14 protein-coding genes are annotated in these 13,428 nt (G+C 65.9%); 4 read left to right on the forward strand and 10 right to left on the reverse strand.

Annotated features, from left to right (window positions below):
* Positions 1–17: 17 nt before the first annotated feature.
* The 4 genes from QM712_RS12445 to QM712_RS12460 form a co-directional block, all read right to left on the reverse strand.
* Complete coding sequence (locus tag QM712_RS12445) at positions 18–1,226, reverse strand: beta-ketoacyl-ACP synthase (protein WP_415023394.1); 1,209 nt, start codon at positions 1,224–1,226, stop codon at positions 18–20.
* Positions 1,223–1,693, reverse strand: coding sequence for a 3-hydroxyacyl-ACP dehydratase FabZ family protein (locus QM712_RS12450; protein ID WP_415023395.1), 471 nt, complete (start codon positions 1,691–1,693; stop codon positions 1,223–1,225). The genes QM712_RS12445 and QM712_RS12450 overlap by 4 nt, the downstream gene beginning before the upstream one ends.
* 10 nt (positions 1,694–1,703) lie before the next feature.
* The gene (locus QM712_RS12455) at positions 1,704–1,991 is read right to left on the reverse strand and encodes an acyl carrier protein (RefSeq protein ID WP_094974763.1); all 288 of its coding nucleotides are present in this window, start codon (positions 1,989–1,991) and stop codon (positions 1,704–1,706) included.
* Positions 1,992–2,214: 223 nt separating this feature from the next.
* Entirely contained in the window at positions 2,215–2,556 is a 342-nt protein-coding gene (locus QM712_RS12460) for a hypothetical protein (protein WP_415023396.1), read from the reverse strand.
* A 325-nt stretch (positions 2,557–2,881) separates the two neighbouring features.
* Between QM712_RS12460 and QM712_RS12465 the strand changes: the two genes are divergently transcribed.
* On the forward strand, positions 2,882–3,505 hold the full coding sequence (locus QM712_RS12465; protein ID WP_415023397.1) for a ParB-like protein: 624 nt from the start codon (positions 2,882–2,884) through the stop codon (positions 3,503–3,505).
* A 40-nt stretch (positions 3,506–3,545) separates the two neighbouring features.
* Here the strand turns inward: QM712_RS12465 and QM712_RS12470 are convergent, their stop codons facing one another.
* Positions 3,546–3,749 (reverse strand): hypothetical protein, encoded by a 204-nt coding sequence (locus QM712_RS12470; RefSeq protein ID WP_415023398.1) that lies wholly within the window; start codon positions 3,747–3,749, stop codon positions 3,546–3,548.
* Between the two features lie 174 nt (positions 3,750–3,923).
* On the opposite strand from QM712_RS12470, the gene QM712_RS12475 reads away from it, so the two are divergent.
* On the forward strand, positions 3,924–4,655 hold the full coding sequence (locus QM712_RS12475; RefSeq protein ID WP_415023399.1) for a Crp/Fnr family transcriptional regulator: 732 nt from the start codon (positions 3,924–3,926) through the stop codon (positions 4,653–4,655).
* 8 nt (positions 4,656–4,663) lie between these two features.
* A complete protein-coding gene (locus QM712_RS12480) occupies positions 4,664–4,894 on the forward strand; it encodes a DUF6894 family protein (protein ID WP_415023400.1) in 231 nt (76 codons plus the stop codon).
* Between the two features lie 93 nt (positions 4,895–4,987).
* Here QM712_RS12480 and QM712_RS12485 read toward each other — a convergent pair whose 3' ends face one another.
* The 3 genes from QM712_RS12485 to QM712_RS12495 all read right to left on the reverse strand — a co-directional run bounded on the left by QM712_RS12485 (position 4,988) and on the right by QM712_RS12495 (position 7,998).
* Positions 4,988–5,470 carry an MgtC/SapB family protein gene (locus QM712_RS12485; protein ID WP_415023401.1) on the reverse strand — a complete coding sequence of 161 codons (483 nt, stop codon included), beginning with the start codon at positions 5,468–5,470 and terminating at the stop codon, positions 4,988–4,990.
* Positions 5,471–5,482: 12 nt separating this feature from the next.
* Complete coding sequence (locus QM712_RS12490) at positions 5,483–6,064, reverse strand: peroxidase-related enzyme (RefSeq protein ID WP_415023402.1); 582 nt, start codon at positions 6,062–6,064, stop codon at positions 5,483–5,485.
* Between the two features lie 194 nt (positions 6,065–6,258).
* Entirely contained in the window at positions 6,259–7,998 is a 1,740-nt protein-coding gene (locus tag QM712_RS12495) for an ATP-binding protein (protein WP_415023403.1), read from the reverse strand.
* A 429-nt stretch (positions 7,999–8,427) separates the two neighbouring features.
* Between QM712_RS12495 and QM712_RS12500 the strand changes: the two genes are divergently transcribed.
* Positions 8,428–9,396: a catechol 2,3-dioxygenase gene (locus QM712_RS12500; RefSeq protein WP_415023404.1), complete on the forward strand. Its 969-nt coding sequence runs from the start codon at positions 8,428–8,430 to the stop codon at positions 9,394–9,396.
* Here QM712_RS12500 and QM712_RS12505 read toward each other — a convergent pair.
* Both QM712_RS12505 and QM712_RS12510 read right to left on the reverse strand, forming a co-directional pair.
* Complete coding sequence (locus QM712_RS12505) at positions 9,393–12,923, reverse strand: molybdopterin cofactor-binding domain-containing protein (protein WP_415023405.1); 3,531 nt, start codon at positions 12,921–12,923, stop codon at positions 9,393–9,395. The genes QM712_RS12500 and QM712_RS12505 overlap by 4 nt on opposite strands.
* On the reverse strand, positions 12,923–13,405 hold the full coding sequence (locus QM712_RS12510; protein ID WP_415023406.1) for a (2Fe-2S)-binding protein: 483 nt from the start codon (positions 13,403–13,405) through the stop codon (positions 12,923–12,925). The genes QM712_RS12505 and QM712_RS12510 overlap by 1 nt, the downstream gene beginning before the upstream one ends.
* Between the last annotated feature and the right edge of the window lie 23 nt (positions 13,406–13,428).

Genomic DNA, 13,428 nt, shown 5'->3' on the forward strand with positions numbered 1-13,428 from the left:
GCGAAGCGCGCGGCGCTTCAGCGAACCGCTTCCACCAGCGCCATGCCTTCGCCGCGCCAGTGTCCGGCCCCCACCACCACAATCTGGGTGGGTGCACCCTGCATTTCAATCTCGGTCCCCGTCGAATCATTCGGCGGGAACAACTCGCCGCGCGAGATCGACAGCGCCGCGAGCGCGATTCCGAGCGGGAACTGCGTCTCCATGGTGTGGCCGAACATCGTGCCGGTCGAACGCACCGGGAAGTCGGCGTGGCCCTTCAGGAAGCCGCGCTCCTCGCTGGTGGCGGGCTCCGCGCCGGTCGCACCGGTGATGAAGGCACCCTTGCCCTCGCGCTTGGGCAGTTTCGCCCACAGCTTCTCCAGCGTCGCGGCCATGTCGCCGGGCTGCTTGCGCTTGGCGAGGTCGGCAACCACGCTCGACAACCTTGCGAAGGGCTTTGCGCCGCGCGCCTCGGCATGAGCCCGGGACTCCAGCACCAGGAAGGCGCCGGCCGAGCCGAGCGCGAAGCCGGCGTGATCCTTGCGCGCCCACACCGGCGCGAACTTGTCCTTGAGATTGAAGTCGCCGAATTCGTAGAGGACCATCAGGTCCTTGCGCTCGCCATTGTGCGAGCCGCCGACCAGCGCGATGTCGCTCTCGCCCGAGGCGATCCGCGCCAGCGCGATGCGGGCCGCATCGGCGCCCGCGACCTCTTCGCCCATGAAGGTGCGCGAGGTGCCGCCGAGACCGTGCACGATGGCGATGTTGCCGGCGAGGAGGTTGGAGAGCTGCGCCAGGAACAGAGTCGGGCGCAGATCGCTCATCAGCCGCTCGTTGAGGAAGCCGGGCGCATTGGCGCCCTTGGCCTCGGCCGTCAGCACGCCGGTGTCGACGTTGAGATCGCGCTCGCCGCCGCCGGCGGCGACCACCATGTCGATCCGGGAGAGAATGTCCTTGTTGCCCTTGATGCCCGCGGAATCGAGCGCCAGTCCGGCGGCATAGGTGCCGATGCGCTGCCAGGCTTCCATCTGGCGCTGGTCGCCCTTCTTCGGGATCTGGCTGTCGAAGCTGACCGGCATCAGGGGATGCACGATGAAGGGCGCAAAACCCTTCTCGTCGACATTGATGCGCTTCTCCTGGAGCGCGGTCCAGTTGGCGTCCAGCCCTTCGCCGAGCGATGTGGCGAGGCCAATGCCGGTGATCCAGACTTCCGTCTGGACGGGCTTCGAAGCGGGAGTGTCAGTCATGGCGAGACGGCCTGTTGCGGAAAGCCGATACGCTTGGCGAATGCGTCCATGTAGCCGCGTATATCCGCATTGGGGAAGGGAATCTGCGTGAAGGTGAGCGTCGAGTTCGCGCGCAGCTTGCCGCCGACCCTGATCTTGGCCTCGGTGATGGCGTAGCCCGAGCCGTCATGGGCGAGGGTTGCCTCGATGCTCATGAGATCGCCCGGGAAGACCGAGCCGCGGACCTTGGCCTCCTTCACGGCGGCGAGGATCGGCATGCGCTCGAACTTCAGCACGCCGAGCTGGAGCCAGCCCGAAGCCTGCGCCATCGATTCGATCAGCAGCACGCCGGGCATCAGGGGATAGCCCGGGAAGTGCCCCTCGAAGACGGTGCTTTCCTTCGGGACCTGCGCCTCGACGACGATCCGCTTCTCGTCGACGTTGAGGTCGACGATGCGATCGATCATGTGGAAGTATTCGAGTTGCATGATCGCGCGACTAGGCGCCAGCGCCCTTGGCCGCAACCAGTTCGTCGATGCGGGCGCACAGGTTCTTCAGCACGAAATACTGCTCGGTGGTCGCCTTGCCGTCGTTGACCTCCTGGGTCCACTTTTCCAGCGGCAGCTTGATGCCGAACTGCTTGTCGATCGCGAACGCGATGTCCAGGAAATCGAGGCTGTCGATGCCGAGGTCATCGATGGCATGGCTATCCGGCGTGATCGTGTCGCGCGGGATGTCGCAGGTTTCAGCGATGATCGTGGCGACCTGATCGAATGTGGAGGACATCACTAAGCCTTTGATATATTGCGGATATTTGTCAGATTCGCCAGAGTGGCGCGGTGGGTGGGCGTCGCGCCCCGAGTGACGCCCTCGACCCCCCTCTGGCCGGGTCGAAAGCCCGTATATCGGAGCGCCGCTCCGAGTTCAATGGAGCCGGGCAGGGCCTGGGGGCAGCCTGGGGATGCCGGCCGCAGGGCTTCCCGCCGGGGACCGGACGGCGAGCCCGTGCCTAGATATGCGGCGTCGTGATCTTGACGCAGTCGCGCCGGCCCATCAGGACGCAATCCTGGGTCCGGCGCAGGTCGGCGATACTGACCGCAAGCCAGATTCCGATCGCGGTCAGCGCGATGGTGAATGCGAGCGCGGCGACATTGGCGAGCATGCGGTGGCGGAAATCGTCCGGCTCCTCGCGCGGCTGCTCGTAGCGCGACAGGTCGAGCGGCTCGGGCGCGGCATGCAGCGGTTGAACCGTTCCGTTGCCTCGCCGGACCGATGACGAAGGCATGGGGCGCGGCCTGAACTGAAGCACCCGGTGCTCGTCGTCCGACGGTATGGGACGCTGGGTCTTCATGGCGCGGGGATCACTCCGAAGCAGCGATTTTAGATAGCATAGGCGGTGAACGCGTTGCAGAAAATCTTCTCGATTTGTGCATGCGTTACGCGCTTTGCGCGCTGCTGCCGGAGCACTGCGAATGATGAAGAAGCCGGCCGTCATCCCGGTGTCAGGAAGGCAGGGGGGTGCGTTGCAGCAACGGCCCTGAGGCACATCCTCATCCCGCCAACATCGGCTTGTGATCTCGTCGTGCGGGCCGGACGGATTTCGTTGCCGCAGGGGCCGTGGCATAGTCGGGGTAGCCTGAACAGCCAGTTGCAACCAAGCGAGGGGCAATTCGACCATGACCAACATGCGCGAACCCAGAGTACATCCGGTCCCGATCCTGTCGCTCCGTCCGACCCAGATGACGGTCGGCATGCGCGAGGTCAAGGAGAAGCGGAAGCGCTGGCGTGAGCACGGCAAGAAGAAGCAATCCGACCTGCTCGGTTCGCACATGATCCCCGTCGTGTACGGACCGGACCAGCGCTACTACGTGATCGACCATCATCATCTTGGCCGTGCGCTTCACGACGAGGGCATCAAGGAGGTGCTCGTAACGGTGGTCGGCGATCTCAGGATGGTCGAGCGCGATGCGTTCTGGGGCGTGATGGACAACAAGCGCTGGGTCTACCCCTACGATTCCAAGGGCGAGCGCCGTCCGTTCCGCGATCTGCCGAAATCGGTGGTCGACCTCAAGGACGATCCCTTCCGCAGCCTCGCGGGAGAACTCCGCCGCATGGGTGGTTTCGCCAAGGACACCACGCCGTTCTCCGAATTCCTCTGGGCCGACTATCTGCGCCGCAAGCTGACGCGCAAGGCGGTGGACGCGAATTTCGACAAGGCGCTGGAGAAGGCCATGGCCGCGGCCAAGAGCAAGGATGCGATCTATCTGCCCGGCTGGTGCGGGCCCGCCGACGACGATTAGGCCGCCGCGCCGCGCGACCCGCGCATTCGCCGCGCTCCCGTCATTTCGGCTCTTGCAGGCCCGGCGAAGACAGCCAGCGTTCCATCTCCAGGGCGGCCTCGCCGTCGCGTGCCTTTTGCAGGAGATCGTGGCGCTCGGCGCCGACCGGCAGCTTCCTGGCCGCGGCGCGGGCCTCCTCGGTGAATTTCGTCAAACGATCCTGAAGCGACAGGGCCGGTCGCGTGCGGTTACGCTTCTTGGGCATGGCGTTGCCTTTCCAGCCAGGACTCAACCATGCGGATGCGGGGGGCGTCCTTAACTTTTGTTGGAACCGAGCGCGCCGATCGCGGGTTTTTCATCCGACGGCGCCACGGCGCCAGGGATTGGCGCGATGAGGTCCAGTATGGGCTGCACTGCACACGACCGGAGCTAGCCAGAAGTGCCCACCGATGCGATCCGCGCGGCGCTCGTCAGGCGCCTGCGCGTCTCCTCAGGTATCTCGGATGAGGATGTCAGAGAGATCGAAGCCCTGCCGATCGCGGTCCGGCAGTACCGGGCCGAAACGCCGGTGGTGCGCGATGGCGCGCGGGCGACGGAGTGCTGTCTGATCGCCGAAGGCTTCTGCGCGCGCTCCAAGACGATCGCGAGCGGCAGGCGGCAGATCCTCTCGATCCACATTCCCGGCGAGATCCCCGACCTGATGAGTCTGTTCCTGCACGTGATGGACCATGACCTGACGACGCTGACACCGTCGACGCTCGGATTCATCAGTCACGAGACCCTGCAGAAATTGCATCGCCGCAGGCCGGCCGTCGCCGAGATGTTCTGGCGGGACACCCTGATCGACTCGGCCATGTTCCGGGAATGGATCGTCAATGTCGGCCAGCGCCCGGCACCGTCGCGCCTCGCCCACGTCATGATCGAATTGCGCGAGAGGTTGAGGGTGATCGGGGCCGTGGACGGCAACAGCTTCGAGATGCCGTTGACGCAGGAACAGATCGGCGAAGCCCTGGGGATCACCGCCGTGCACGCCAACCGCGTGATCAAGCTGTTGCGCCAGGACGGCATCGTCGACCTGCACCGCGGCCGCGTCACCGTGCTGGACGAACGGAAATTTTTGGAACTTGCCGATTTCGACGGCCGTTATCTGCATCAGTCGCCAACCCTTTGAGGCGCCCGATGCCGCGATTTCATTTCGACATCCACGAGAACGGCCGTCTCATTCCAGACGATGACGGACGGGATTTCGTCGATGAAGACGACGCCCGCAAGGAGGCGGTGCTGACCGGCGCCTCCATCGCGCGCGACGCATTCATCGCCGGCAGCGCTCATCGCATCGTCGTCAACGTCCGCGAGGAAGGCTCCCCGTTCCTGAAAGTCTCGATCACGCTCGAGGTCGAGGAGGCCTAGTCGGCAGCTCCGCTTTGGCAGGGGGAGCTGAGCCATCGGATCGCGCAGGCCGCCTTGCGAACACGATCCGCCGCCGGTTCTGAAACGGATATCCTAGTTCTCCTCCCGCTCCGCCTTTTGCGCGGCCTCCTTGCCGCCAAACAGGTGGTGGAGTCTGCGCTCGACGCGGCGGCCGACGATGAGCAGCACAAAGGCAAGCGCCAGCGCGACCGATACGATCTTCCACTGTCCGGCGCCGCAGACGATGCCGAGACAGGCGGCGAGGAATGTGCAGGCGGCGCTGGTCAGGCCGCGCACCCGAAATCGCGTGCTCTCGTGCACGATGACGCCGGCGCCGAGAAAGCCGATCCTGGTCAGGATGCCCTGGATGACGCGGCTGGTGGCGTCGGTGACCTTGCCGGGCTCGGCGAATTGCACGGCGAGGAGCACCACGGTCGCGGTCGACAGGCCGACGATGCCGAGCGTCTTCAGCCCGATCGGCTTGCCGTGCAGGTCGCGGTTCAATCCGATCGCACCGCCTGCGAGCGTGGCGATGCCGAGGCGCAGCAGGATCTCGGGCCAATCGAGCTCGGTCATTGCGCGGCTGACTTATTGCTTCGGCAGGCGTCCCATCAGGTAGAATTCCTCGTTCGGGCGCATGCCGGTGACATTGGCGAGGCGGTTCGACAGCGCGAAGAAGGCGGAGATTGCGGCGATGTCCCAGATGTCGTCGTCGCTGAAGCCGTGCGGCTGGAGCGCGGCGAAATCCTCCTCCGAGACGCGCTGCGCGTCCGCCGAGACCTTCATCGCGAAATCGAGCATCGCCTTCTGGCGCGGCGTGATGTCCGCCTTGCGGTAGTTCACCGCGATCTGGTCCGCGATCAGCGGATTCTTGGCGCGGATGCGCAGGATCGCGCCGTGCGCGATCACGCAATACTGGCACTGGTTGGCCGCCGAGGTCGCCACCACGATCATCTCGCGCTCGGCCTTGGTGAGCCCTCCGTCCTTGTCCATCAGCGCGTCGTGATAGGCGAAGAACGCGCGGAACTCGTCCGAGCGGTATGCCAGCGTCAGGAAGACGTTGGGCACGAAGCCGCTTTTCTCCTGCACCGCGAGAAGCCGCGTGCGGATGTCGTCGGGCAGCGAGTCGATGGCTGGGGCGGGGAAGCGTTGCGCGGCTGGTTTTGTCATGAGCATGGATTCCGGCTTGGGGGCGGCAACCATAATCGATACGGGTTGCCGCCTCAACGTGCTCCGCGCGCGCTGTCATCGCCCGATTGCAATCGGGCGATCCACTCGTCTAAGGCCGAAATGATTGTATCGGGAGGGCGCGAAGTCCTGGATGCCCCGGCTTTTGCGGGGCATGAAGGGAGCGCGCGCGCCTCTTACCGCAGCGGCTTCTTCAGCAGCGAGAAGCGATCGGGATCGAGGCCCATCGACGGCTGCAGCATCGGAGCTTCGGCGCTGGACACCGTCTTGGCGGGCGGAGCCGCGAAAAGCGGATCGTTCGGGACATCGCGCTGCGAGGTCGCACCGCGCCAGCGCTCGAGCACCGCGCTGACGAAATGCATGTCGTGACCGGAGGTGACGGACGGAACGCTGCTGATGGTGGCCTCGCCGCGCGGCAATTGGTGCGGCGGCACCTCCTTGAAGCGCAGCCGGGTCGGCAGCGCGACGCCTTCGCCGAACGCCAGCACTTCGCGGGTGCCGAGCGACGGCACGAAGGACAGCAGGTTCGCGGCGGCATCCGACACCGCGGCGCGCAGCAGCGCCTGGTCGCGGTCGTTGGCAAGACGCATCGTGAACAGCGTGTTGCACTGGGAGATGATGGTGGCGTCGAGCTCGGCCGGACGCTGGGTGATGAGGCCGAGATAGACGCCGTATTTGCGTCCCTCCTTGGCGATGCGCGAGACCGCCTTGCGGGTCGGTCCGAAGCCGACATTGCGGTCGGCCGAGGCATAGCGGTGCGCTTCCTCGCAGACGAACAGCAGCGGCGAGACGCCGTCGCTCCACAGGCCGAAATCGAAGGCCATGCGGCACAGCACCGAGACGACGGAATCGATGACTTCGGCCGGGAATCCGGCAAGCTGCATCACCGTCATCGGCTTGCCGTTGGCCGGCAGGCGGAACAGATGGCTGATGACCTCGGCCATGGTGTCGCCGCCGACATTGGCGTTGTCGAACATGAAGGCGTAGCGCGGGTCGTTGCGCACGGCCTCGATGCGCGAGATCAGCTTGTGATAGACGATGCGCGAGGAGCGGTTCTCGAGCTTGCCCATGCGCTCGTCGATCAGCGAGATCAGGTCGACCAGGCGATACGGCACGGGCGTGTCGACGGTGAAGCCGACCTGCTTGGGATCGATGCGCTTGAGGCCGATGCGGTCGGCGTTCTGGTACTGGGTGTAGACGCCCTTGGCGATCGGGATGACTTCGGCGAGGATGTCGAGCTCTTCGGGCACGCCCGGGCGGCCGCCGAACAGCACGTCGACGATTTCCTCGAAGTTGAACAGCCAGAACGGCAGCTTCAGGTTTCGCGGATTGAGCACCAGCGCGCGGTCGCCGAAGCAGCGGCCGTATTCGTTGTGCACGTCGAGCAGGAAGATGCGCAGGTTCGGGCGCGCCTTCAGGATCTCGTTGAGCAGCAGCGACACACCGGTGGATTTGCCGACGCCGGTCGATCCCAGCACGGCGAAGTGCTTGGACAGCATCTCCTCGACGTCGACATAGGCGACGACCGAGCGATCCTGCTGCAGGAAGCCGACATTGATCTGGTCCGACCCGGTCGGCGCGTAGATCGTGCGCAGCTCCTGGCTCGTGATCAGGTCGACCGGATCTCCGATGGTCGGATAATTGGTGACGCCGCGCTGGAATTTCGGCTTGTCGCTGGCGTTGAGGATCTCGCCGAGCAGGTCGACCGATGCGATCGCGATGTAGGTGTCGGCGCTCGGCAGGTTTTCGCAGGAAACCTCGGTGATCATCGCAACGATGATCGAGCTTGCGCAGCGAATGCTGACGAAGCGGCCCACGGTGGCCCGAACTTCCGCGATCGGCATCTGGCTTTCAGCCAGGAGTCCGACCCGGGCGAGCGATCCGCGCACCGAAATGACGCGTCCAAAAGATGTCACAACGAATAAACCTGACGAGAGCGAGTGGCTTGAGCTCGACTATGCGGTCCGTGACTGCACAAACGGTTAAACGGCGAGCGCAGGCGCTTTGTTAAATCCATCAGAGTTCGATCGAGAGCCTTGTTCCCAATGCATATCTGCGGACGGAACCGGCTGAAAACCGCTGCTTTCCCGGGCGGATCGGCCCGATGGCACTCTTAAGGAAGATTTTACCATCCGGGCAGTCGAGGACCGATGCGGGCCTGCGCGGCGGAGAATCACCGCCTGGAACCGCGAAGCTTGATTTGTTGACGAGACTTGATCATTTGTACATTAGTACAAATGAACCGGCGGCCGTCAGGGCTGCCCGGGTGCGCGCATCGCCGTCGCGGCGCGCGCCCGATTGCGCGGTCCGGTGAAGCGGATCGCCGCCACGCCTTGGAGAAAACCATGCAGCCCGAACCGATCTTCGATCTCGCCCATCTCGGCCACATGGAACTGCTCACGCCCAAGCCCGACGAGAGCCTGAAGTTCTTCGTCGACGTCATGGGGATGACCGTCAGCGGACAGAAGGGCGAGTCGGTCTATCTGCGCGGTTGGGACGATTACGAGCGGTATTCGCTCAAGCTCACGGCGGCCAAGACCTCGGGCATGGGCCACATGGCGCTGCGCGCGCGCAGCCAGCAGGCGCTGGAGCGCCGCGTCGCGGCGCTGAAGGGCTCCGGCTTCGACATCGGCTGGATCGACGGCGACATGGGGCAGGGGCCGACGTTCCGCTGCCACGATCCCGACGGTCACATCGTCGAGCTTTATTACGAGACCGAATGGTATCAGGCTCCGCCCGAGCTGAAGCCCGCGCTGAAGAACCAGGCGCAGCGCTTTCCCGCGCGCGGGGTCAACGTCCGCCGCCTCGACCATCTCAACTGCCTCGCGGTCGACATCAAGGCCAACCGCGAGTTCTTCGAGAACTATCTCGGCTTGCGCCTCACCGAGCAGATCGTGCTCAACGATGGCCGGGAAGCGGCGATGTGGCTGACCATGTCGAACAAGAGCTACGACTTCGCCTATTCGCTCGACCATTCCGGTACGCGCGGCCGCTTCCACCACGTCACCTACGCGCTCGACAGCCGCGAGGAAATTCTGCGCGCCGCCGACATCTTCCTCGAAAACGGCGTGCACATCGAAACCGGCCCGCACAAGCACGCGATCCAGCAGACCTTCTTCCTCTACGTGTACGAGCCCGGCGGCAACCGCGTCGAGGTCGCCAATGCGGGTGCGCGCCTCATCCTCGCGCCCGACTGGAAGCCGATCGTGTGGACCGAGGAGGAGCGCAAGAAGGGCCAGGCCTGGGGGCTCAAGACGATCGAGTCGTTCCACACCCACGGCACGCCGCCGGTGGAGGCCAAGAAGCACGGCTAGTTCGCGGATGCGCGCACGCGTGCGATCGTCTCGCGCACGCCGGTCCATGCCGGCTTGCCGGGTGCGAACTGACCGCGCAGGAAGGTGACGAGTTCCTCGACCTGCGCCTCGCTCATGCTGTCCTTGAAGGCGGGCATGTAGCCGAGATCGCTCGATGCGGGATCCGCGATGCCGTGCAGGATCACCTGCACGAGATTGTCGGGCCTGTCGCTGTGCAGATTGCTGTTGAGCGACAGCGACGGGCGACTGCCGAACAGCGGCAGGCCGCCGACCTCGTGACAGACGGCGCAGGCGCCCTGATAGAGCCGCGCGCCGGTTGATGCGGCAACGGTGACCTTCGTCGTGTTCTCCAATCCGGCGGCGAGCGCATCGCGTGCCGGGACATCGGTCGCGGTGTCGTTGAACGAGCCCAGATAGACCGCCATCGCGCGAATGTCCTGATCGGGCAGCGCCGCGAGATCCCTGACGATCGGGGCCATCGGGCCGGCGGCGACCCCGTGATGGCGCGAATGACCGGTGCGCAAATAGTCGTAGAGCTCGTTCTCGCTCCACGGGATCGGCGCGTGCGAGAGCGAGGTCAGCGGCGGTGCTTCCCAGCCTTCGGCGAAACCGCCGGCGAGATAGGCGTCGCGCCGTTCGGCACCGAGGGCATTGCGCGGCGAATGGCATGCGCCACAATGCCCGAGACCTTCGACGAGGTAGGCGCCGCGATTCCATTGCGCGGACTTCGCGGGATCGGGCTTGAACTCGGGCGTCCCGTGGAACAGCGCATTCCATCCGGCAAGCAGCGGGCGCAAATTGAAGGGGAAGGCGAGCGCATTGGACGGCGTGGTCGCGTGTATCGCGGGCTGCGCGATCAGATAGGCGTAGAGCGCCTGGAGATCGGCCTCGCTCGTTTTCGCGAAGTGCGTGTAGGGGAAGGCCGGATAGAGCTGCCGTCCGTCGCGATGCAGTCCCTCGCGCATCGCGCGCTCGAAGGCGGGATAGGACCATGCGCCGATGCCGGTCTCGAGGTCAGGCGTGATGTTGGTGCTGTAAATGGTGCCGAATGGCGTCTCCAGCGCGCGGCCGCCGGCGTTGGCGATGCCGCCGATTGTGGTGTGGCACTCCGCGCAATTGCCGAGCGCGGCGAGTTGCTGTCCGCGCGCGATGGTCGCCGCCGAATAGACCGATGCATCCGGCCGCGCGATCGGCGCGATCGCACGCCCCGGCAGCAGCGCTGCGCCGATGCCGACCGCGGCGGTGCAGACGGCGGCGATCGCGGCGAAAATGCCCGCGCGCTTCGTGAAAGGTGCCCGCCAGACACGCGAGGGCTGCGGAGCGGTGGGCGCGGCGAGGGCCCGCGGTGCGGCCACCGCCTCGCCATGCAATCCCCGGAGGATGCGTTCCGGTGTGAACGGCGGCTCGCGGAAGCGCACGCCAGTGGCATCGAAGATCGCGTTCGCGATCGCGGCCGCGCTCGGCACCGACGCCGACTCGCCGACGCCGAGCGGCGGCTGGTCCGGCCGCGGCAGCAGCAGGACATCGATCTTCGGAAGATCGGGGAAGGGGATGATCGGATAGGCGCCCCATTCGCGCGCCGCCACGGCGCCGCGCTCGAAGGAGACTTCCTCCATCAGCGCGCGGCTCGTGGACTGGATGACGTTGCCGTGGATCTGGTGGCGCACGCCATCCGGATTGATCATCAATCCGGAATCCTGCCCGGCGACCACGCGCGTCACGCTGACATCGCCGGTGGTCTTGTTCACCGCGACGTCGGCGACCCAGGCGGACCATGCCGCGCCGTAGCCCGGAAACTTGCTGTGGACATAGAGCGCATAGGCAAAGCCGCGCCCGTGCACGATCTCGCCGTCCTTCTCCTCGCGGACCGGCCGTGGTGTCCAGCCCGCGCGCTCGGCAACCGCATTGACGAGATCGACGGCGCGCTGGTCCTTGAGATAGCGCAGGCGATATTCGATCGGATCGATTCCGGCTTCGGTCGCGGCTTCGTCGATGTAGGATTCATGGGCGAAGGTGTTCGGCAGTGCCGAGACGCCGCGAAACCAGGATGCGCGCACGATCGGCGGCATGTCGTGGGCGACGACGCGCATGTTATCGTAGTCGTAGGGAGGGATCGCAGTGCGGTCACCCATCTGGAGCACGGCGGGCTCCGGCGAGATCCGCCCCGTCAGCAGCAGCGCCAGTGTCGGCGCGGCGTTCGAGGGATAGCGCGTGGCGAGATCGTAGCCGGCGATGTTGCCGTCGACACCGAGCCCGCCATTGACGTCGATGAGCTGGGCGGCACCCTTCGGCTCCCAGGCGTGCTCCTGCTCGCGGGTCAGTTGCACGCGCACGGGCCGGCCGACGGCGCGCGACAGCAGCAGCGCATCGGCGGTGACGTCGTCGGCGCAGTTGCGGCCATAACAACCGGCTGCTTCGAGCCTGATGAGTTCGATCTCGCTGTCCGGCCGCTCGATGAGGAGCGCGAGATCACCGCGCAAGACGTGCGGGTTCTGGGTGCCCGACCAGACGCGGATGTTGCCGTCCCGGTAGTCGGCGACGGCACAGGACGGGCCGATCGATGCGTGCATCTGATACGGCCACACGTAGGTGCGCTGCATCGGCTTGGCCGCACCGGCGATCGCCGCGTCGACGTCGCCCTTGTCGATCAGGGTCCGTGGTGTCGATGGATTGGCGCGCAGTGCGGTCTCGACGTCGGCGAGATCGGTCAATGCCGGTGTCGGCTTCCAGCTCAAGCTGAGCTGCGCCGCGGCGCGGATCGCATTCTCCTCGCGCTCGGCGACGACGCCGACGAAATCGCCGAGACGCACGACGGCGACCAGGCCTGGAACGTCGCTCACCGAGGATTCGTCCACGGCGAGCAGACTGGTGCCGACGAACGGGCCGGCGTCGATGCCGGCATAGGGCGGACGCACGACGCGGCCGTGCAGCATGCCGGGCAGGCGGATGTCGTGCACGAAGGTCAATTCGCCGGTGGCCTTGGCCGGCAGGTCGACGCGCGGCATCGACTGGCCGACGATGGCGTAATCGCCGACCGGCTTGACGGCGACGTCGTCGGCGAGTTCGAGGCGGATCGTGTCGCCGCCGATCAACTCGCCATAGCTGACGCTGCGATTGTCGTGCCCGCGCACGAGGCCGTCCTCGATCCTGAGATCCGCGGGCGGCAGTTCGAGCCGCTCGGCGGCGCGTGCGACCAGGAAATGGCGCGCCTGCGCGGCGGCCTTGCGCAGGGGGATTGCGGTGATCTGGATGGTTTCGCTGGCGATGGTCGGGCCCTGGTTGGGCACGATTGCGGTGTCGCCGAGCACGACGACGACGCGCGCAAAGGACACGTCGAGCTCCTCGGCGACGATCTGGCCGAGCGAGGTGCGGATGCCGGTGCCGAGATCGACATGGCCGTTATAGGCCGTGACCGATCCCTCCGCGGTGATCCGGACGAAGGTTTCGGACGCGCCCGTATCGAGCGTGCGGACGACGACGAGCGATCCCGTTTGCCGCTCGGATCCGTTCGAGACAGGCGAGGCCATCAATCACCGGCCCCGGCAAGCTGGCCCGATGCGCGCATCACGGCACGGAGGATTTCGACATGCGTGCCGCAGCGGCAGAGATTGTAGCGCAGCGCAGCAAGCGCCTCCTGCTCGGTGGGGCGCGGATTGATCGCGAGCAGCGCCTTGGTCGTCATGATCATGCCGTTGAGACAATAGCCGCATTGCGCTGCCTGCTCGTCGATGAAGGCCTGCTGCACGACATCGGGCTTGTCGCGGGTGCCGAGCCCTTCGAGCGTCACGACGTCGCGGCCGGCGCAGCCGCCGACCGGAACGACGCAGGAGCGCGCCGGCGCGCCGTCGATCAGTACGGTGCAGGTGCCGCACTCGCCGAGGCCGCAACCATATTTCGGGCCGTTGAGTGCGAGATCGTTGCGCAGCACGTAAAGCAGCGGCGTCCGGCGTTCTGCAGTGATCTCGTGGATCCTGCCGTTCACGCTGAGACGGATCGGTGTCTGCGTCATTCTCGTTTCCAGGCCCGCGCGAA

It is taken from the genome of Bradyrhizobium sp. (assembly GCF_047605465.1).
In the GTDB taxonomy this organism is placed as follows: domain Bacteria; phylum Pseudomonadota; class Alphaproteobacteria; order Rhizobiales; family Xanthobacteraceae; genus Bradyrhizobium.